Source organism: Stenotrophomonas sp. FBCC-B152 (genome assembly GCF_059134105.1).
The window spans coordinates 1,828,834-1,849,854 of sequence record NZ_CP101442.1 but is presented as its reverse complement, the minus strand read 5'-3'; the positions used below and the strand labels follow the sequence as shown (position 1 = coordinate 1,849,854).

The following is a 21,021-nucleotide window of genomic DNA, read 5'->3' as shown; positions in this document are numbered from 1 at the left end:
GTCGCGCTTGACCGTGCAACGCCTGCTGGGGTCGCAGGATTGGTGGGCGCGCGCATGGCACCCAAGGCAACAGAATCCATCGGCGAAACCCTGGTCGCGGCGCAGGCGCTGGAGGGGGCAGGGGTTGCCAGAGCCATTGCCGATGCTTAGCATCGCTGCAGCACGATCGACCAGGAACCGCCTGGTTCCGGCAGAAGCTCCAAAGGTTGCGTAGCGTACGTGCGCGGTAGAGCGCGAGTTGGTAAAACGGACAAGGAAGCGCTCATGACACGACCCATCACAAAACTCGCAATCGGCGCGGGCATCATGGCTATCGCGGCGCAAGCCGGGGCCAGCGAGTTTCTGATCGATATGCAGGGCGCAGCCGGAAAGCGTGTCAATGTGTACGCCAATGACGCGACGATCGATCGCACAGCGGTCGATGATGTCACGAATCCTGGCCCACACTGGATCCGTCAGATTGATCTGACAATGGTCTATGAAGCGGTCGACCAACCCCTATGGTTGGAGTATCAACTCCAGTTCAAATGCCCCAAGCCGAGCAAACGCGGCCGTGGCGCGCCCAAGCAGAAGACTGAGTCAACGGGCATGTTGGCCACGCCCGATTCCGTGGAATTCCGGGTCGCCAGCGGCACGAAGTCCATGAAACAGGATCCGGCGATCATTGATCTCCAGCCCACCGATTGGCAAAGTACGAGCAGCCATACGATGCGACAGGCATGGAGTGTGGCCTGCAACAGTGACAGCATTATCGCCGCCAAAGAAGCTGCGTCGGTCAATCGTGTGGTTAAGGCCGAAGCATTGGGGCCGAAACTGGCAGCCCTTGGTTTGGATGGACTAGAGCTGGTCCCGGACGGACTGTCGATGAGTTTGCTTGCCGACTTTACCTGGGAAAAGCTGTGGTCCGATGTACCGAAGCCTGCGATCTACAACGGCCGCAAGCTGACGCCAGAAGAATCGGCGGCGCACAAGGCAAAACTGGCGCAGATGCAACAACAAGTAGCCGAAGCGCGGGGGAGGGTGCAGGGCGATCTGGCGGCGATGAAGACCGATCTGGATTTTGCTCAGACCGCCGCTGAATACCGGGGAAAAAGGCGTTTGTCGCGCAGTGAATCGATCCTGATCCAGGTGTGGATGGGCAAGACTGAGCAGGAGGTCGTCGCCGCGAACGGCAACCCCGCTGTGCGTCAGGCCGGGATCGCACGGACGCTCTCGTATGGGCAGACCTTTGACAATCGCGTCATGTGGCAGAACCTCGCGACCGGCGCGACGTATGACGGCGGCGGTTATAAAAGCTGCAACGTCCGCTATGTACTGATCCCGGACAGCGCCGGGATGCTGAGGGTTGCCGATGTGAATGTCTTCGGTGAAGCAAGTGGCGACACACGAAAGATAGGTGACGCCTGCACCGACATCTTGAACGTGCCAAACGGCTGAAATCAGGGCCTATTTCTGAGCCACGCTCATGCAAGCCGAAAGCTGGCGATACGCCAGCTGCAGCTGGACAACCTTTGAGCGGAACACCTCTTTCCCCTGGAACTGGATGGCGAGCTCGTTACTGTCCGGCTTTTCCTTCACCGATTTCCGCACGTCGATGGTCAGCAACAACGCGCCACTGCTCTGGCCCGGCATGCTCACATGGGCGGCTTGGACGTTCTGCGTGGGGTGGTTGGTATATGACAACGTGATGGGAGCGATCTCGGCCTTGGCCACCGGGGGGATTGCCTCGCTGATGAACCAAACGCCGCCATGACCCTTTCGCGCCATCTCAGCGTCAGCGGGACCGCGAAGCGAGTAGGTGGAAGCTGGCGTGATGAAATTGACCGAGCAGTGGTAACCGGTGTTGACGGGTTCGCGCACGAGCACCCAGTTGCCCTCAACCCCTTTGTAGAAGGATTCGCTGAACATCGGCTTGTCCGGATCCGCGCCGCCGAGCAACTCAGGGGCAATTTGAGCAGCGCAGGGGCTGGTCCATGCCATGGTGACTACTACGCCGATCAGCCAATTCTTCATCTAAAAACGTTCTCCATTCGCTTCTTGTCCTGACCCTATGCAAGCGGCTACGGGCCATAGCTTGGCCTTCCAAGATTGCAGTGTAACGCTTTGCACGTCCCAGCTCTTCGAACAGGCGTTCGGTGAACGCTGGATCTCGGGCCGTAGTGCGCCATCCAGCCTACGGCATAGAAAACATAGCGTTATGACGGCAGCTGATTCTGATTGAGAAAGAAATGATCTTTTGATGAGGACTCGCGTACAGATTGCTGGGAGGCTGAAGCGGCGCTCAGAGCCAAGCAATCCGCGTGCTCTCTAGTCGGGATGGAACCAAGCAGGTATGAGTAGACGTTCTACATATGGAATAGTCGTCGCGGGGGCGATCACAGTAATTTCCTGGTTAGCCTACAACGCCTCTGGCCGCCGCCCAGGGATCGGTCGAAGCCAGACTGATTTTCGCCAAGGATCCGAAAGCTATCATCGGCGACCTGACCGAGGCCCTCAAGGATCCGGAGCGGATACTCAGTTATCGCAAGGACGCGGTCAATTATCTTGATGAGTCGGTATCCCAGGGCAGCATCGACTCGATGGAAGCTCTCGCAGATATTTACGACCGAGGGATCTTCGACCTGGAACTTCCACTCGCCGGCAAGGCGATGGGTGATGGAGCACGTATTCGTGTTACCTCGAAGTCTTTTCATTTCAACAGTCTACAGACGCAGACCTCCAATCCCTAACAAGCTGAATAGGTGAGCGCCCAGGGGTAAATGTGTTACTTGTACGCTAGCTGCAGGTATTTTTGTTACTAGTTCAGCTTGGGGTCTGACAGGACTCTCGGATCGGTTGCACCCCCAGCCTTTCAGGAGTAGCGTCCAGAGCATGTCAGCGATGCTTACTGACGCTGCTTTCGGCAGCGATTCAGGCCCGCGTTGACCATGACGCACCACCGAGACCGAATGCATCTGCGTAGGTGCCCAGACCACTGCCCCCCGCAGAGAGGTCTATTTGGAGCACGCGAATGAGTGTTACGACCAAGGCCAGGCAACGCCGACTAGGTGTGAGGCAAGCTCGGACAAGCAACTCGGCTAACCTCTGGACGCTGCAGTCTCCTATGGCGGAGTGCCAGGTGACGCTGAGTGGTGACCTGAGGATGAAGCTCTTCTTCTATTGCGAAGGCGACGCAAGCGTCCGTGACGCAGAGTATCGCGAGCAACTGATACAGGTGTCTCTAGGCAGCGGCTCAATCTGCCTTGATGCGCTTACTACCCTGACTGATGGCTCTATTCAGGCTCGGATGATCGACGATGGATCGGACAGAGCCAGGCGAGATATCGAAGCACTGGGCACGGAGTTTGGATATTCAGTCTCCGTCTTGAGCACACGTGAGCTGGGTCAGGCCAAGATGAGGATCCGCAACTGGCAGGCGGCAATATCTGCCTTTCACCGGTGCCGCGGTTCGGATCTTACTTCTTTGGCAAAGGAAGTCGAATCGGCGGTTCGGCGACGCGGCAAGTTGACCTTAGGAGAGGTCATACGAGGACTTAACTCAAGGCACCCAGCAGCGGTGGTGGGAGCTGCGGTTCTTGCGCTGCGCGCTCGATCCATCGGCTCGGATATGGATGCACATCCATGGTCTGTGCACACAAGGCTGCTCAGGTGTGAACATGACCGCTCAATCTAAGTTCAACCGGAGAACGCTTCCGGCAAATCTTGCGAACTATCGTGAGTGGCCGGCTTGCGAAACCAATCAGTTGGACCCGGCTGATCTGGCGCTGTTTGAGCAAAGACGGAAAGCCTTAGTTGCGTACTTAGGCGGCGTCCGAACTGCCGAGATTGCCTCGCAATTCGGGATCGAGCGAACTGAAGTCTTGCGGTACCTCAATCGATGCGTGGCGGTCATGGACGATGGCCGCATTGCAGGTTGGGCCGGCCTCATCAAGGGATTTCGCACGCAAGCGCCAACGCGGATCAAGCCCGTAGGCGCGATGCCAAGCCAGTCATTCGGCGGCTATACGGGCGCTCTGTCAGCATTACTTGATTCGCAGCCCAATGTGCACCTCGCCCTGGACAAGTACCTCGCCACTGGCGTCACTCCAGACGGGGAAAAGCGGGGGCGGATCACCAACAAGGAGGCACATCAGATCTTTCTTAACCTCTGTCGTGATGCCGGGCTGGGCAAGAATCAATGGCCGTTCTGTGTCGGCCGGTATGGCAGAGAGGCAATCTGGGTTTACGTGAAGCAATTTTTCAATTCAAACCACGAGAAGGTTGCATCCCTGCAGTACGGCGAAGAGTGCCGGCAGCGCTCAAGGAGGCCGGGCAAACAACCCGAGGGGCCCATTGCCCTGGCGCCATTTGAGATAGTAGAGGCTGACGAGCATACGGCCGACATCATCTTTGCCGTGGGTGTGAATACTCCAAAGGGAATCAAGTACGTTCCCAGCCGTCGTATGACGCTTATCGTCATCGCCGATAGGTTCACCAACTTCATTCTGGGCTGGGACATCGTTGTCCGCCGGACAATTTCCAGCTCCGACTTCCTCAGGTGCATCGATCATGCGTCAGCTGGACAGTGCCTATCGAACCAGCTGCAACACGCACTGGAAGCCACTCTCTCAGTAGAAGCTGGCGATCCAGAATTGCGCCTTGGTTTTGGCAGCCTCTTTGTAGACAACGCGCTCGCGCACCTATCAGACACAGTAGCCGACAGGGTCAGAGCGGAAACTGGCGCTGCGATCTCGTTTGGCGCAATTAGGCGACCGAAACGCCGTTCGCTCGTCGAGCGAGTGTTTGGCTGGATGGCATCGAGTGTTTTTCAGCAATCACCAGCGACCACGGGAAACAGCCCAACGGACCCCCGGCGCAACCAGCCGGAACGTCAAGCGGTCAGGCATAAGGTGACCCTTGAAAAGCTGATGGAAGAAACGGCCAAGGCCGTTGCGCACTGGAACTCAACGCCTGCAGAGGCCAACTACGGCAGCAGTCCCACTGACCAAATGCTTGAGTACTACGCCCCTGGCTCCGGTTGCTTGGCCCCACTGGGGCCGCCGCGTCCCGTGCTGACACCTCCGCTTCGAGTGGATGTGGCCTCAGCCACCGTCAGGGGGTCCCAGAAGAAGGGCAGACTGCCTCGTGTCAGCTACGCGAGCGTCGAGTACGGATCCCCCATCCTGGCCACGCGCTGGGATCTGATTGGGCAGGCGGTCACGCTCCATGCAGATCCCTACGACATCTCACGTGTTCATGCATATGTAGGTGACGGACGGGAGCTTGGTGAGCTCGTGCCACTGAGCGCGCGGTGGCGGTATCCGCACTCCCGAGAGCTCCGAAGACTGCTCAGATCCAAGATCGAAGGCGCTCGGGACGCGCCCTTTGCCGACATCGTTGGCGTGGAGCTTCAAGAATTAGCTCAGAAAGCCTTGGATACTTGCGCAAGAGCGCCCCGTACAACGCACGCGGCGACTGTCCTGGCCGAGGAGAAGAGGAAGGGGTACGCGCCGAGCAAGACGCCTACGAACGCCGGAAAGCGTGTCAATACGCAGACACTGGCGTCCCGTGTTCGCAAGTCTAGAGACATCGACTTCTCCATCATCGGAAAGTGAGGAGGTCAACAATGACGAGCCACGAGAGCATTGCCGCAATCCAGGCAACCTATCCATCATTACGGGATCGGCACCCCTTGCTCATGGCAGCGGCCATTCTTCCCACCGCGCCAGTCAAAGAGGTGGCTCGTCTGGTCTTTGATCGAGCGCAACGGTTTCGCTCCTCAATAGCATTCTGGGCGCACCCGTTGTGCGGCAAGTCCTCCTGCATCTCTGCGCTGGAAAAGCTGGCCCCTACCCAGTACCCGGGAGCGGCTTTTGTGATCTACGAGCCTTCGTCCAAGGACGTGGCCGCTGAGGGTGCTCTGATCGAAGATATGCTCTCCGCAATCGACTTCGAACCACGTGCATTGCGTTCCCTCGCGGGAAAGCGCGATCAGTTGCTGCGAGCCCTCTATGCCATGTCAGTCGCTGGCAGACACCTTTTTCTGGTGATTGACGAAGCGCAGAACCTGCACGTCAAGGACCTGGGCTGGCTCAAGCGCATGGTGAACTGGCTGAACACGCATGAGGTAAAGGTTACTGTCGTACTGTTCGGTCAGAGTCAGTTGTGCACGATGCATCAACGCTTCATGGCCGAGATGCCAGATCTGACCATCAGGTTCATGGCGGAGCTTGTTGAGTTCAGAAGTCTGCAAGATGCAGCAGATCTGCACGTGGTCCTTAAGTCATGTGATGACGAGACTGAGTACCCCCGTGGATCGGGCTGGTCCTATACACAGTACTTGTGGCCAAATGCACATGCCAATGGATTCCGCTTGGCGCGCAGCGCCACAGATTTGTACGACGCGTTTCGCTCTCAGTCCGGAGGTGCAGTTGACCAAGAGGGAATCAGCATGCAATGGGTGGCTGAGGCCCTGATGTTGGTGGGGCAGGATAGTGAGGGCAGCGATGCTGAAGGGATGAATATTTCGCGGGAAGTTTGGGAGCGCGCCATCGTTGACTCAGGCTATCGGAGCAGGACGCCTGCCGTGCTGGCTGCAACGGCAATCGGGAGAGGCCGCGCACGGAGGTCGCCGTGATTGCATGGAGTCGAGCTCTGATCGATGCCTACTGTTCCTCGTGGACCGTCATCCAGACGCTGGAACTATTCAACGGCTTCGATGCCAAGTGGATGAATGGTCGCCAGGACTGGTGCCTTCTGCTTTCGCGCTCCACCGTGTATCTCTCGGAGCAGAGGCTTGACGAGCAGCGCCCGCCCAACTGTTCGGAGCAGCTGCGCGATGTTCAGTCAGTCCTGGGTGAGCGAATCAGATGGTTGGATGCTGAAGCTCTTCGTTACTGTCCAGCTTGCATCCAAGTTGGGAGACACTACCAGTATCAACAAGATGACCGATTTGTTCGCTGCGTCCTGCATCGAGTGAGATTGAAGACCGGCTGTCCGTCCTGTGGAGTTGCTTTGGACACGAAAGGGACTCTGGTGCACGGATTCACATGTAAATCATGCGGGAGCACCTTGCTGGAGTCCGACGTTTCCGGTGAATTGACCGCTCGCAAGGCTGCGTCATACGCGCGAACCCTAGACAAATTGCACCAGTGGCTCAGGACCGCGAATGACTCGCTCGCCGGTTGCCAGAGGGCTCACAGCGGTCTAACGACAATACGCTGGAACGGGAATCACGCTGTGAGCAACGCAGGCAGTTACTGGTACGCACTGATCCAGCTCCCGAACACGATGGTACGCAACGCGCTGTTGCCAACACCAACCTCCTTCACGCAGCGGCCAAAGACCGCACTCTTGCTACCCCTTCCTGCCGATGATCACGAGACTGCCATCAGGCCGTACGAGGAGCTTCTTAGGTGCATTGCACGTCAAATTAGGCGCACCTATCTCAGGGGACACTCCAGCTGCCGAGTCCATGCCATGAGAACAGTAGGCGGCGGCCGCACTCAGCGAAACAGATGGGCTCCAGTGACTCTAAGGCCGCACCTATGCTGTAGAGGCCAGGCATACGCCGTATGGCTACTGCAGCGGCGCGAGGAGCTTCGCGAGATCTCCGAGCGGATGAGCGTGTCTCGCATGGATCGTCTCCTTGGGCATCGACGCTCTGAGGTCCCTATGCGGTTGCCAGATCTGCACGCAACGGCGTCCAGTTACATAAGCTCGTTCGAGGCGTGGATTGCAAACCTTGCCCGTCTACATTCACTGATCGACCGTTCCAACAGGCAATCGGTGCTGTATGAGCAATTCCGCTGTTCTCCGAACTGGGCGCTGCATCAGCCGGGTGCCAGCAAAAGCTGCCCTATTCACCTGCGTCTGGACCAACAGAAGAACCGTGCTTATTGCGACAGGGGCCGCGTTCGACAGGAGGATCTAGCGTATGTCATCGCTCTGGGGCGAGAAAGGGAGCGGATTCTCAAGCGGGTCGATAAGATGCGCGATGACCCCACGGACATCACGCCAGACATCCTTCTCTGAGTGTGCCAGGCGGCCCTGACGCTAGATCGCCGGCGGCTGCATGAAGAACCACGTTGCCGGTCGCGTCGTTCGATACTATCTGACGAGTAGGCGAACTGACTTTGAGATGCTCCAGTACCTCAATCTAAGGGCTGAGGGTCACTGGCAAAACTGACGGGAAACCCGCGCGCATTGCGTTACCACGCCAGCAACAGCGACCAATCCGCAAAACTGCGGCCATCAAGCATTCCTGGCATGCGGGCCTCAACGTCCAGCCAGGCCAAGCGGTGGTGACGCGGACCTCTCGTGAGGGAGGGGGGGGCGTGCGCGTGGCATACTTTTGTACCGCAGGCGCCAGCGTGAGGAATCTACCTCACGCGCCCGATACTTCCCAAACCTGTTGAGTGCCCCCGTTGCTATTCGCGGGGCGTCAACGATCGACCTGCTCAGGTCAGTGGGATTTCATTCCCACGCGGTACGCTTTCAATCGACAACTGGCACAGAGGTTTGCTTGAGCGTGTTTAGCCAATCGTTTTGCAGGCTGGCGTGCGCTGTGCGCGGGGCGTGTTCCTCACTGACGGCGCGAGAGAGCTCCAGCAGCTCCTGCGCGAGCACCGCCGCGGCATCCAATTTGACCTGGGTGTCAAATACCCTGCGCGATCCATCTGGGGTCTGAAGCGTCTTCGCGTAAGCAGGATTGGCGACCAGATACACGAAGTAGTCGGTCGTTGCTGCGAGGATGCTGAGTTCCTTAACGATACCCGCCTGCAGAGTTCCAGCAGCAGCGTTCCACAGTGCAGAGGCAATGTCATAGCTGCTGATTTCAACTTTCTTTCCGTCGCTGATGGCGTCCGCCTTCAGTGTCTTGCAAAGCCTAATGGCCTTTTTAAGCCCGCCCCACGTTTCGTCATCACGTTCGCGCAGGCGTCGCAGATACAGGAAGGGCAGGTTGTGGATCAACTGACGCGCAGGCTTGTCGAGGATGTTGACGCCCCGGAAGTCCTCGGACTGTGTCCGCTGATACTCGGCGGTGTCATTCCATGAAGCTGGCACAACATCAACTTCGCGACGCAGAGATCCACCCGACAGCTGGATGGCCTTGGCACCTGTGCAGTCGACTTCCGCCGCCGGATAGGCGTCCTTCAGCGCCGCCTCCAGTCGGTGACGCAGATCGAGCAATGTATCGACGGCTGACGGCAGGTACGGGTTACGGTAGTGCCCAGCCAGCGCCAAGACCCCCGTCGCATCGTAGTGATGGAACCGCTGCTCCAGAACCAGGAAGTCGACATCACTGACGCCGCGGATATGAATGTTGCCCGGAACGGAGCCCTGCAGACGGAACGTACAGCTCAGCCCATCGCGGTCCAATCGCGTTGCAATTTGCGCTTGCACACGCTCGGCCTCGGCAACACTCAGGGCGGTGTAGCTGGCGGCTACCGCTTGCATGGCGCCCAGTGCATAGCGCGTATGGTACCCACTACTGCGTTTCTGATAGGTCTCGCTCAGGTGCGCGCGTGCCTCAAACCCGGAGGCGGAGTCGAAGATGACTGAGCTCCGATCGAAGCCATGGCGCCGCGCGTCAAGCGCACGCAAACGTTTGGTGATGTCCGCACTCATGGTGTCGTGGTTTCCTTTCGGGTCAGGGTGAGGGTTCCGTAGGTGTAGCGGCCGTGGCCGTTGAAGTACTCACCGGTGGCAGCGGTCAGGTCGGCGCGGAACAGCAGTTCTGCGCAGCCGCGATGCCCCTTGAGTTCAGGCTCGCCGATGCCCGGGTCGTTGCGATAGTTGTAGAGGACGCGGTAGCCATCTGTGCAGTCATAAATCAGCGCTGCCGACAGGCTTTTGGAGACGGACTGGCGCGTTCTGAGGCGAATCTGGATCTTGTCCCAGCTCTGTGCAATTTCGACCTCGCCTTCCCATGCCAGGAGGGGGCGATCGTCAGAAGCATGCAGGCTTTGCCCGTGGCAGACCCATGTGCCAGAAAGATTGGGAACGCGCAGCCACCTAGAAAGGCGCGGTATCCGCCACATCCACCGGTCAAAGAGCGCGTACAGCAGTAGATAGATCGAGCCGGCGGTGATCGGCCAGAGCACCAGTCGCGGCATTTCCACACCGAAATCCACAACCAATGCCACAACTAGGCCGGCCAAGGCGCTCACTGCCGCGGCCAGCCCGACAGAGGCCCCATTACCCACTTGCCGACATTGGCACGGTTGAAGCCGCCCAAGACAGCGTACTCATGTTCCATAGACCGATCTCCGACGATGAGGGGAGCAGGGCACCGCGATTGCGAGTGCGAGGCGCCCGCACCCAACCGGGTGGGAAACGCCGCGAATGCCCCCCCGGTGCCAGAGCAGAGTCCGCTCAGGTGGCATGGGGGGGGGGGCTGCTATGGCGCAGATTCGAAAGGCTGCCGTCTTAGAACGGATCCGGCCCCAAGCCCGAACGCGCGCTTTCGTTCAGCACGGTGCCGTCGCGCCGCTTGATCGGGGCGCTCGGAGCGAGCTCTTTTAGACGCCGCGCTGCGCGCACCGCGTTGTACTCGCTCGCATACCCTTCCCCGGAGTCCGCAATCTTGCGACCGTTGCTGGCATAGAACGTCCACCGCCATTCGCCGGCGCGGTCCTGGTAAATCTCAATACGCATGAACACTTCTCCTCTTCTGGATGGAACGCGCCACGTCCTTCCCCCGCAGCCCGGAGGCAGCTCAAGGGTGGGTAGCGCGCTTTCGAAGCAGGGCCGCACATCACCCGCATACATACTATCCGTGTAGGTTGTATGCGTGTCAAGTTTCTGTACGGATGCTATCGTTAGACATCCCAAAACCGAGGCGTCCATGTCTTCAGAAACCCATTCGCTGCGTTGGGGGCAAGCGCGGCGTATAGCCTTCATCGATCTTCGATTGCAATACGACGGTCGCTTGAATCGCCGCGATCTCATTGATTTTTTTGGCATATCCGTCCCCCAGGCGTCCTCTGACCTAGCTGAGTACGTCAAGATCGCGCCAGGCAACATGGAGTACGACCCGAGTGCGCGGGCCTACCGTGCGCAGCCAGGCTTTCTGCCGGTCAGCGGCCGCGCGACGTCCAGCCAGTACCTATTCGAGTTGTATGGCCTGGAGCGCGGCCTGCTGACACGAGATGAGAGCTTCATCGGCTATGTGCCGTTGACCGGCATTGTCGGCACCCCTGCGCGCCCGATTGCGGCAACGGAGATCTCCACGTGGGTGCGAGCCATCCGCGACGGCGACAGGTTAGAGGGCCGTTACCAGTCCATGGACGAGGACGCGCCCCTCAGCCTGACCATCTCCCCGCATGCGCTTGGCTACGATGGCCTCAGATGGCACGTCCGGGCTTACTGCCACACCCGCTTAATGTTCCGGGATTTCGCCATCGGGCGCTTCGAGATCCACACGATCCATGCCGACTCCCCCGCAATCGATCCAAGCAACGACATTGGCTGGTTCACGGAGGTCGGGGTTCAGCTAATCCCGCACCCCGCGCTGACGCCCAACCAGCGGGCGGCGGTGGCCCGGGACTATGCGATGCAGGATGACGTGCTGATTCTTCCCTGCCGAAAAGCAATGCTGTTCTACACGCTGCGCCACCTGAATCTCGATTCGCTGGAGATTCACCCCGATGCGGCTCGGCAGCATGTCATCGTGGGGAACCCCGACGAAGTCGCCCAATGGATGCGCGAAGATCGTCAGGGCCTGTCTGTGGGCGGCTGAGCTAGGTCAAGGCATTGGTCAGATGCGTAGGCAAATGGCCTACGACCACCCTGCGATTGAGCTCATCGACGTAGCAGTAGATCCGCAGGCAGCGGAGCGGATCGTGGGCGTTACTACCTGCAACATGCATGTCCATGGTGTAGGTCGACCCGCCTACGATGCCTCGATACTCACCCAAGTGGCGGGCTGCAATAACACCAACGCCGGACAACCGCAGTCGATTCTCTTTCAGGAATTCCTCCCACTCGTCGCGCGCTTGGCGACGACTCGCTTCGTCGTCTGCCCAGCGTGATCGCCAGTAGCTTTCAGACAGTTGTTCCAGACAGGCATATATCAGCGCGGTCTCGCTATGGGCCACGCGGCTGGCAGAGCGGAGCGTTTTTTCCGGGAAGACCACCCGAGGCCGCAGCGAGATTGCCCACTCCGCGAGCCCCTCCAGTGTGGCCGGAGGTGCGGCCCGCTCTGTTGTCGGCTCATCAGTGGGAGCTGCAGATCCCAGCCGCAGTTGTGCGCTGTGCAGGCGCCGCTTGAGCTCGACTATCTCATCGGTCGTTGTTTGCAGATCGTGCAGGGCGGAGTCTCGGTCTGCGACCGCAGCGTTTCGCTCGTCTTCGGCCACTTGCAGCAACTCTTCATAGTCCCTGACTTCCCTGGAAATCAAAGCCCGAATGTCTTCAGCGGTTGGAACTGGCGGAGGAAGAACGGCGTCGTTGAGTGCCGAGTCTTTCCCGTTGCTCAACGCACGCAACCTGGCTTCGGCTATGGCGTTCCGAATGTCTCGAAACGCAGGAACCTCAGGGCGGTGCCGAGCTTGGAGAGTCAACTCACGTAGCTGCTCCAGTCCCTGTCCCTTGCTTATGTCGACGTGTGCCCTGGTACCGCCAGCCTTTTGAAACACATGGACCGTGCTCGGAGCCAGCGCACCGTAATGGGTAGCATATTGGGCCCACATCGCCGGCTCAACGACATACATTCTGGCCAGAGCCTGCAGCGGCTTGATCAGCTCAAAGCGAGCGGCTACTACCCATAGAGGTGCGTCGCGACCGCTGTCTTGGACGGCGGCAAGCAGGCGCGACATACCCTCCTCATCACGGACGAATGTAGGGGCTCCAGCGGGCGCACCAGCGATAGCCAGCCCAGGCGAGCGGGCCCATTCACGGACAATAGCTGGAACCGTCCTAGAGGGTGCCGGAAGGGACACCAGGTCTCGTGCGCTTAGGCGAACGCCCACCATGCCGCCGACGCCCCCCATCCCCGCGAGGACAGTGGCCTCCATCCTCCACCACCGGGTTGGGTGAGTCGTGTCAGGGTGATCCAGCCGGAAAGCAAAGATGCCTTCACCCGATTCCAATTGAAGCGTGACGCCTTGGCGCTCAATCTCGTGTGCCCCTTCTCGCCATGTCTTGGGCAGGCTCAGTCCCATTCGAGCCTCTAGCCAACTGAGAGCCGACGTCACCGCATCGAGATGGGCCGACTCTTTGTCCACCAAGGCCCACTCGGAAGCCAACAGTGCGTGGTCTGACAAATCAAAGCGCAGGACGCGCTGTGAATTGCCAAACTTAACCGCGCCCACCCGTCTGCGAGACTGAGCGTTGCTTGCTCGCGGCACTGCCATGACAGGCGCAGCAGCATTCGCCTCGATCACAAGATCAACCGCTTCAATGCCCTCGATCTCTACCGCTGCACTCGGCGGAGGCGGCCTGTCTCGCGCAATCAAAGGAACGGGGTGCCGCGTCAGCAGCCCATCGATCGTTGCGCGGAAAGCTGCTCGGAGTGGGGCCGCGGGACTTGGAGCCCGCCGCTTCGAAAGCGACGATACCAGTTCAGGAATAGCAGCCGCGACGCGCGATTGCTCCACCTTAGGCAGAGATCGCCAGCACTCTCGGGCGAGCCGTATCCATTTCTGCGCGAGCGCAGGCCGATCATTCGCCCACTGCCTGGCTGCAAAAGCGGCGCCGAAGATCCGCGTTAAAGATCGCTCCAAGCTTGCGTCCGCTTGACCGGAGGGGCCAATATCCGAGGAAGCCAGCCAAAGCGCGATGGGGAGCGGAGATTTGCCGTGACGCGCCGAGTCGGTGACCACTTCCCATAGCCAACCCGGATCGATGGTGTCGTCACCGAAACTCAGGCCACTAGCATGACGGGCGCAAGCCTCGAGATTGTCTAGAAACAAGACATCGACAAATCCCTCTGCCGATTCGACATTGCTGGGGCCCAGCACGACCACTTGAAGGCCGGACTGAACGTCGATCGCCAGTCTGCTGCCGTGACTATCTGCGTACGTTCGCTGGAGCTCAAAATCTCCGTCGGCCTTGGCGATTGAATCGGCGCCGAGCTGCAGCGCACTTTCAAGTGAGCGCGATGTCGCATCTGTGGCAGCTTGCGCTTCCGCCGGCTTACCAGACCATAGCTCGATCTCACCGCTCTCTGCGGGAGGAGGGAGGGCGTCTCCTAAATCGGAGGAGGCCTCGATCTGAGCCTGAATCCAGGCCTCTACCTCAGCAGTTGCGCTCCTGAACATGTGGCCTTCACACATTGCGCGGACGCACCAGGCGAAGGCCGCCGGGCTGGCATAGGCAGTGCCGTTGATGCCACGAAAGTGGGCCGCCAGAATGGAAATGCCATAGCGATTGCCCTTGAGGGCCAATTGCCTGGCGACCTCAAGATGCTCACTAAGTGTTAGGCGAACAGCTTGGCGAGCCGTGACTAAACTGGCCGATGAGGTGCGGTAGACGCGTCCATCCTCTTCGTCGGCGACGAGCACGGTGTGATCACTCAGCGTGCCCAAAACCACTGCAGTTCGCAGCGATCTGCGCAAACCGACATGTCGGCCAGCCCTAGGGTGGGGGCCTTGATGGTAGCCATAGAGCGGGAGAACCAATCCGACCGTCTGTTCGTCCGGCGCGAGCTTCGCCTGTTCCGGCGCGGCTGCAGTCTTGCCACAGCTCTCATCTGCTTCCTGCATATCAGCGCAACCCACACTTCCCCCAAAAATGTGACCGACGCCCCATCATACCTGCCACGACACGGCGCAACACGCTTGGGATCATTGCAATGGCGATGGCAGGACAGTGCATAGCGCCAGAGTTGCCTCAATGGGCCGCCCAGCTACGGCCAGTTAAACGTCGTCCAACAGGCGTGCCGCTGGATTGCATTGCGCTCCACCCGATTGGTAGTAGCCGGTTACGCTCGCAACGGAGCGATGATCGGTCATGGCCATCAGCGCAGGCAGTGCCACGCCCTGCCTGGCGCCCTCGGTAACGAAGCCCGAGCGCAGGCTATGCCCGCCGAAGTCTCCGTCTAGACCGGCCTGCTTAGCGCGGCGCTGGATGATCAGTGCAATGGCGCGATCACTCAGTGCCGGACCCACCCGCGTCCCCCACACGCGACGGAACAGCGCCCCTTCGGTGAGCTTGGCCGCCTCCAGCCAGGCCTGCAATGCCACGGCGGCCGCGCCCACGAGCGGCTTATCGGGGCTGCCGCCGACCTTGGGGCCATCCTGCAGCGTCTTGCCCTGATCCAGCCGATAGACGAATCCGCCCTCGGGCAGCGGGCGCAGGTGCGCCAACGTCGCCGCGGCGACTTCGCTGCGACGGCGGCCGCCGCTGGCAAAGGCAAAGCAGAGCAGGGCGCGGTCACGCTGGCCGGCCAGGTCGTTTCCGCAGGTGGCCAGCAGCGCCTGCAACTCGATCCGGGTAATGGCCGCCTTCTTCTGCGGGCGTTCGCCACGCTTGTGCGCGCTGCGGCGGGCGCTGGCCAGCAGCTGACGCACCTCGGCGCTGTCGATGGGATTGGCCAGTTGCTGCAGTTGGTGGACCTTGCTCAGCACCGAGACGCGATGGGTGAGGGTGGCCAATCGCCAGGGTCCGGGGCGGCTCTTCAATCGGGCCGCCACCAGCGCCTTGTCCAGTGCGGCCGGCAACTCCCAGCGCACGCCCTCAGCGGTGTCGCGGGCCACGTGGTCGACGATGAATTGCACCACCGTTGCCGCCGGCAGCGGCAGCTGCAGCGGCCGGCCGTAACGACCCTGGCACCAACCGGCCCAGTAGCGCAGCGCGGTGCGGTAGCTGCGGGTGGTGTTGGCGCTGCGCGCAGCAGCCAAAATCTGCTCAGCGGCGGTGGCGGCCTGAGCCGACAACCGGGACGGGTCGGGCAGGGTGGGGAGCTGATCGACGGTCAATGAAGTGACGACTTTCATATGTACTATGTAATCCTCACTACAGATTCGGTGTCGTTGTTCCGATAATTCTACATTATCGGAAGTAGCGGCCCCCACCCGCCGTTTCATTGACCGGAGACTCCCATGGCCCGCGGCCTGACCGAACTGGATGTCCATAACGCCGCCGATGACCTCGTCGCCGGCGGCGAGCGCCCCACGGTGGAGCGCATCCGCGCCCACCTGGGCACCGGCTCGCCCAATACCGTGACCCGTCACTTGGACACCTGGTGGTCAAGCGTGGGAACACGCCTGCGCCAACGCGCCCGCGAGGCGGCCCAACCCGACGTGCCGGCCGCGGTGCTGACCCTGGCCCAGCGCTGCTGGGCCGCCGCCCTGGAAGGGGCGGGGGAGCATGCCCGAGCGGCGCTGAGCACGGAGCAGGCGGCGCTCGAAGACGAGCGCGATCGCCTGGCGGCGGAGCGCGCGAGCCGTGCGCAGGAGCAGCAGGACATGCGGGTAGCGCTCGCGGCCGCGACGGCAGCGCAGACCAGCATCGACCTGCTGCGCACCCAGCTCGCCGAGGCCGCCGCGCAGGCGCAGGAGCTGCGCGCCCAGCGCGATGGCGCCCATGCCCGCCAGGAACGGCTGGAAGCGCAGCTGGCCGAGCTGCACCAGGAGAAGGACCAACTGCAAGTGACCCATCAGCGCGAACGGCAGGAGTGGACTGAGCACGCCCGCAGCACCGAAGATCGCCTCAACGCGGAAGTCGACCGCCTGCGGATCAAGGCACGCCAGCTGACCCAGCAGGTGCACAAGCACACGCAACTGGCCCAGCACCTCCGCGAGCGCGAGCAAGTGCAAGAGCAGGAGCGTCGGCAGGAGCAGCAGGCGGCCGCCGCGGCGCTCACCGCCCAGACATTGCGCGCCGAGCAGTCGGCCGCCCAACTGGCACCACTGCGGGAGCTGGTGGCTACCCTCCAGCAGGCGGCACGGCGCCCCGCGACGACCGGCCGCACGCGCAAGCCCAGGGAAACCGGCGCTGTCGCCGCCACCGCGCGGCCGGCTCGCCGCGCGAGGCCCCGGCCATGACCCCGGCCGGCACCGTCCAGCTGGACCTGCCCCGGATCACCGCGACGCTCCAACGCGGAGTCCGACGGGTCGCGGCCTTCATGTCGTTGGGCTTGAATGCCGCCCGCAGCGCCACGCCGGCGTCACTGGAGCTGGCCCCGGCCGACACCCGCTACCATTTCATCCCCACCAACTTGAGCCACGAGGCCGTCGCCCACATTGCCGACGAGTTCCAGCTGTGGATCCTGACCAACGGGGTGCGCGAACTGTGTGCGTTCCTGGAGCGCTACCTGCACGATCTCTACCTGGCCGCGGCGCTGATCAGCCTCAGTCAGGGCGGCCGCCTGCCGCCGGACGCCCCGGTGCCCACGGTCCCCACGGCGTTCGAACACACGGGGATTGGGCGCAAGCTGGAATTGCTGCGGGAGACCTTCGGTATCGATGCCCCCCATAGCGATTGCCTGTCCACCTTCTGGGATGCACGCAACTGCCTGGTCCACCGGCTGGGGCTGGTCGGCCCTAAAGATCTCGTTGGCGGACGTGAGCACCTGTTGGTGAAATGGATTGGCCTCGATCTGTGGCTGCACCCCGTGGGCGGGGAGCCCCAGCTGATGCCGCTGGATCTGGGGGAGGGTATCTTCCTCAGGGACGGCGGCGAGGTGCAGGCGCGGACCGTCGAGCGTCTCCTGACCTTCGAGCTGGGGCACCAGGTGGGCTTCACTGCCCACCAGCTATCGGAGATGCTGGTCACCGCCCTGGGGCAATGCGAGGCACTGATGCAGAGCCTGCACGCATTGGCCGCATCCAAAGGCTTGCTGGACAACCCACCACCAGCCACGTCCGCGTCATCCGACTCCGGCAGCCCCGCCCCGCGCGCCGGTACCACGATCCATGAGGGAGAGCAACGTGAGTAGTGCAGAGACCTCCTCGGCCGCCGATCACGCCGACCCGCCTCCGGGTCCTGCGCCGCCGGCGGCGCGGCGGCGGTCGCTGCTGCAGATGCCCTTCTGCGCCGACTGGCTGGCCGACGGCGCCTGGGAGCAGCTCATCGCCGACGTAGACTGGAGCAGCGATGGATGGCGCTTGGCACAGACCCTGGCGGCCATCGCGCACCAGCAGGAATCCACCGGCGACCGCACCACGGCGGCGCTGCTGCGGCTGCTTGCGTGCCTGGCGTCCATGCACCTGCAGGTGGGCGGCGATGAGCTGCTGACCCCGCGCTACATCACCCCGGAGCGCTGGAGCGCTGGACTGCGCGACATGGACGCCAACGACTGCGCCGCCGTGATGGCAATCGCCCGGACCACCCAGCTGACCTGGATCCGGGCGCGCTGTGCGGAGGTGGTGTTGGCCTCGCCTCATGCCCAAGGGCGCGAACGTCACGCGTTGGCCGCGCTTGGGGCTGACGCCTACCTGCAGCTGGTGCGCGAGGCTGAGGCGACGACCGCGGACGTGGAAATCCACACCGTCACCCACCTGCGCCGGGCCTTGGCCCTGGGCTGGCCGGCAAAGAAGAAGGATGTCGCGTTCCAGCAGCAAGTCTGGCGCTCCTTCATGGCCCTGTTCCGTCGCACTTTGCGCGGCCCCTTCCCGGGCATGGCCGATGGTTACGTGACCGAGCTGCTCGACCGTCCGTCCGATCATGCGCGGGAAGCGGCCGAACTGCTGGAGACGACGGCGCGTGCGACCGCGCCAACCGAGGACATTGATAGCGAGATCCAACACCGGCTGTTCAGCCTGGCGCGGCGGTTGTGGGAGTCGGAGCGCGAACTCGCACGCGCTCGCGCCGCAGGCCGACACGCTGCGGAAGCGCTCGTTGCACGCGCCGGCAACGTCGCAAGTGCCGCCGTGAAGGCGGCCTGGCTTGCCCAGGCCATCGCCGAGCTGAGGCGCTACCACGGCGATGCCGAGCGGGTGCAGCGGCTGCAAAGCGAGCTCGCTGATGTCCGGCTGCGTATCGCCGACGAGGTGGGCGAGATCCAGCTACAGGTCGATGTCAGGCACATTCACGAATGGGCGCAAGAACACGTGGCCTCGGCCGATTACCAACTGGCTCTGCTGAAGATTGCCTTCGCGGCACTGGACCATCCGGACCCCGAACGGGAGCGCCAGCGCGCCATCGCGGAGAAGCGCGGGGAGTTCTTCGGATCCTTCTTTGGCAGCACCCACCTGGATGCGGAGGGAGCCCCCATCCGATCCCAAGGGCCCTTCGACGCAAACGACCCAGTACATGTGGAGGCGGCCGCCATCGAGCGCTTGTGCGACGAGCGCTACCCTCGCGTGCTGGCGCCATTGATCGACATCGCCCTGCGGACGCTGTCCGAGCGGTTCAGCAGCGCGTTCGATGACGTGCTTTCTCTCGTTCGGTACAGTCCGGCGACCCCGCACGGCCACGCCTGGCAGATTGCCCGCGGGCTGTACGCCGGACTACAGTTCCGCTGGATTGATGCGGCAATCAATCTCATTCCGATGGTCGAGGCCTTCGTCCGCGCCGACCTCAAGCGCCACGGCATCGACACGCGGGTCGCGAACGAGCTTGACGGGGAGAACGAGCGGTCATTGACCCTGCTGCTGGAGTTGGATGCTCAGCGCGGCATTCTGCCCGCCGGCATGAACTTCGAGTTGAAAGCCCTGATGACGCATCCCGCCGGTGCCAATCTGCGCAATCGGTATGCTCATGGCTTGATGTCGGATAGAGAGCTGAGCAGCCCTGCGGCCATGGCCGTGTGGTGGCTCATGCTACGGATCGTGCTCAGGCCATTTTGTGAGCTAGCTGAGCCCAAGCAGGCAATGGACGGCGAGGCGGGCGCCACCTAGATGAAGCGCCACAGCAAGGCCGACAATGGGTCGGCGTTCACGAGTCTTCGCTAGAGCCAGCGGCCTGCGGTCTGCTGCTGGAATATCCGCAGTGCAAGCTCATAGTTGATACAGGTCTGCCCGCTGTAGGGTGCGACCTTGACGAACAGTGCCAGTTCTTGCGGCGAGAACGACCAGCTCTCGGGGAGACGCAACTTTCGTTTAGCAGCCCCATCGGCGCTGTTGCAATCACCACAGATCAACGTATCCGGAAAGCGCCCGTCACCATGGCAATGATGCTCCGCCATGGTAATGCTGAATCCCATGCCATACGCATCGCCGAACCTGGCGCGCCACGAGGGCCCACGGATCTCCGTCCAGCGGATCAGCTGCTGCGCGGTCCGACCACAGCAGGGGCAGCGCCAGCCGCTGTCGACGGCGTCGCGGTACTTGCGCGCACAATGCATCCCAGTGAATGCCGCAATGTCATCTGCAGTCGGAATACGCGAGTACTTCGCTGATTTTGTCATTGCGATTACGCCACCATACGATCCAAGGGCAAGGGTACAACGCATCGGCACCCCCCGCGGGCGCACAGGATGATGCGAGGGCTCCGTCGTGGCGACACCGCAAATCGTGGCCTGCTTTGAGTCAAGAAGGCGCTCCCCATTCCAATAGCGTGCCCCAGCGCCTGGCTCCGGCCGCCTTGCCATCTGCCACTCGAGCTCGCGATGACTACCGGCGACTGGCGGGCTCGCGGGCTGGCGGTTGGAATTTGAGATGAAGTATAGACGCGCCGCAGGGAAGAACGAGCCCACCGCGTCCCGGCAGAGCGCATCGATGCTGTGGGAGCCACAGGATATGAGCCGGACATCCTGCGGGTCGTGGAGGAATATCAGAGCCGATCGATGCAGTAGACTGGCGCGCAGGCCCCGCCTGCACGCACATCGCCATACAGACACGGAGGACGATCATGCCCCGCTGGGACCTGACGCGTGAGCTGATTCATTTCACCCAAGGTGACACTCCGGACGCGGCCTGCAGCAGGCTGCGCAGCATCCTAGGCGACGGCTATCTACGGGGCAGCGATCACCGGATCACAGGGGGCTATCGCTGCGTCTGCTTCACCGAGGCGCCTCGGGCGGCGTTGGCGGCAGGGCTGGTCAACCGCTAGAACTACGGACGCTATGCGCCCTTCGGCCTGATCTTCGACAAACGTTGAGGGTCGGCAGGGAATCATTACGTACAGGGCCAAAAGCTGCCTAAGCGACTGAAT

Annotated in this window: 15 protein-coding genes; 8 read left to right on the top strand and 7 right to left on the bottom strand. The window is 61.7% G+C overall.

Annotated features, from left to right (window positions below):
• Nucleotides 1-303: 303 nt before the first annotated feature.
• On the top strand, nt 304-1,437 hold the full coding sequence (locus NMB40_RS08720) for a hypothetical protein (RefSeq protein WP_494361056.1): 1,134 nt from the start codon (nt 304-306) through the stop codon (nt 1,435-1,437).
• Nucleotides 1,438-1,446: 9 nt separating this feature from the next.
• Here the strand turns inward: NMB40_RS08720 and NMB40_RS08715 are convergent, their stop codons facing one another.
• Entirely contained in the window at nt 1,447-2,013 is a 567-nt protein-coding gene (locus NMB40_RS08715) for a hypothetical protein (RefSeq protein WP_494360701.1), read from the bottom strand.
• Nucleotides 2,014-3,611: 1,598 nt separating this feature from the next.
• Here NMB40_RS08715 and NMB40_RS08710 point away from each other — a divergent pair.
• The 3 genes from NMB40_RS08710 (at nt 3,612) to NMB40_RS08700 (ending at nt 8,013) form a co-directional block, all read left to right on the top strand.
• On the top strand, nt 3,612-5,594 hold the full coding sequence (locus tag NMB40_RS08710) for a Mu transposase C-terminal domain-containing protein (RefSeq protein ID WP_494360700.1): 1,983 nt from the start codon (nt 3,612-3,614) through the stop codon (nt 5,592-5,594).
• Between the two features lie 11 nt (nt 5,595-5,605).
• Entirely contained in the window at nt 5,606-6,616 is a 1,011-nt protein-coding gene (locus tag NMB40_RS08705) for an ATP-binding protein (protein WP_012480243.1), read from the top strand.
• Nucleotides 6,617-7,614: 998 nt separating this feature from the next.
• On the top strand, nt 7,615-8,013 hold the full coding sequence (locus NMB40_RS08700) for a hypothetical protein (protein ID WP_494360699.1): 399 nt from the start codon (nt 7,615-7,617) through the stop codon (nt 8,011-8,013).
• Between the two features lie 462 nt (nt 8,014-8,475).
• On the opposite strand, the gene NMB40_RS08695 is transcribed toward NMB40_RS08700, so the two are convergent.
• The 3 genes from NMB40_RS08695 to NMB40_RS08685 form a co-directional block, all read right to left on the bottom strand.
• On the bottom strand, nt 8,476-9,609 hold the full coding sequence (locus NMB40_RS08695; protein ID WP_494360698.1) for a nucleotidyltransferase-like protein: 1,134 nt from the start codon (nt 9,607-9,609) through the stop codon (nt 8,476-8,478).
• Nucleotides 9,606-10,151, bottom strand: a complete 546-nt coding sequence (locus NMB40_RS08690; protein WP_494360697.1) for a Cap15 family cyclic dinucleotide receptor domain-containing protein — start codon at nt 10,149-10,151, stop codon at nt 9,606-9,608. The genes NMB40_RS08695 and NMB40_RS08690 overlap by 4 nt, the downstream gene beginning before the upstream one ends.
• A 259-nt stretch (nt 10,152-10,410) precedes the next feature.
• On the bottom strand, nt 10,411-10,638 hold the full coding sequence (locus tag NMB40_RS08685; protein WP_049886009.1) for a YegP family protein: 228 nt from the start codon (nt 10,636-10,638) through the stop codon (nt 10,411-10,413).
• 190 nt (nt 10,639-10,828) lie between these two features.
• On the opposite strand from NMB40_RS08685, the gene NMB40_RS08680 reads away from it, so the two are divergent.
• Nucleotides 10,829-11,722 (top strand): BrxR family transcriptional regulator, encoded by an 894-nt coding sequence (locus NMB40_RS08680; RefSeq protein WP_044570182.1) that lies wholly within the window; start codon nt 10,829-10,831, stop codon nt 11,720-11,722.
• A 1-nt stretch (nt 11,723) separates the two neighbouring features.
• On the opposite strand, the gene NMB40_RS08675 is transcribed toward NMB40_RS08680, so the two are convergent.
• Nucleotides 11,724-14,687 (bottom strand): hypothetical protein, encoded by a 2,964-nt coding sequence (locus NMB40_RS08675; protein WP_139103663.1) that lies wholly within the window; start codon nt 14,685-14,687, stop codon nt 11,724-11,726.
• 153 nt (nt 14,688-14,840) lie between these two features.
• Nucleotides 14,841-15,920, bottom strand: coding sequence for a site-specific integrase (locus NMB40_RS08670; protein WP_044570177.1), 1,080 nt, complete (start codon nt 15,918-15,920; stop codon nt 14,841-14,843).
• A 105-nt stretch (nt 15,921-16,025) separates the two neighbouring features.
• On the opposite strand from NMB40_RS08670, the gene NMB40_RS08665 reads away from it, so the two are divergent.
• Genes NMB40_RS08665 through NMB40_RS08655 form a run of 3 tightly spaced genes read left to right on the top strand, consistent with a single transcriptional unit; the run spans nt 16,026 to nt 19,766 of the window.
• Nucleotides 16,026-16,970 (top strand): DNA-binding protein, encoded by a 945-nt coding sequence (locus NMB40_RS08665; protein ID WP_012480237.1) that lies wholly within the window; start codon nt 16,026-16,028, stop codon nt 16,968-16,970.
• Nucleotides 16,967-17,863, top strand: coding sequence for a hypothetical protein (locus NMB40_RS08660; RefSeq protein ID WP_049460393.1), 897 nt, complete (start codon nt 16,967-16,969; stop codon nt 17,861-17,863). Before NMB40_RS08665 ends, NMB40_RS08660 begins: the two co-directional genes overlap by 4 nt.
• The gene (locus NMB40_RS08655; protein ID WP_139103662.1) at nt 17,856-19,766 is read left to right on the top strand and encodes a DUF7380 domain-containing protein; all 1,911 of its coding nucleotides are present in this window, start codon (nt 17,856-17,858) and stop codon (nt 19,764-19,766) included. Before NMB40_RS08660 ends, NMB40_RS08655 begins: the two co-directional genes overlap by 8 nt.
• Nucleotides 19,767-19,816: 50 nt before the next feature.
• Here NMB40_RS08655 and NMB40_RS08650 read toward each other — a convergent pair whose 3' ends face one another.
• A complete protein-coding gene (locus NMB40_RS08650) occupies nt 19,817-20,275 on the bottom strand; it encodes a hypothetical protein (RefSeq protein WP_012480233.1) in 459 nt (152 codons plus the stop codon).
• Nucleotides 20,276-21,021 lie beyond the last annotated feature (746 nt).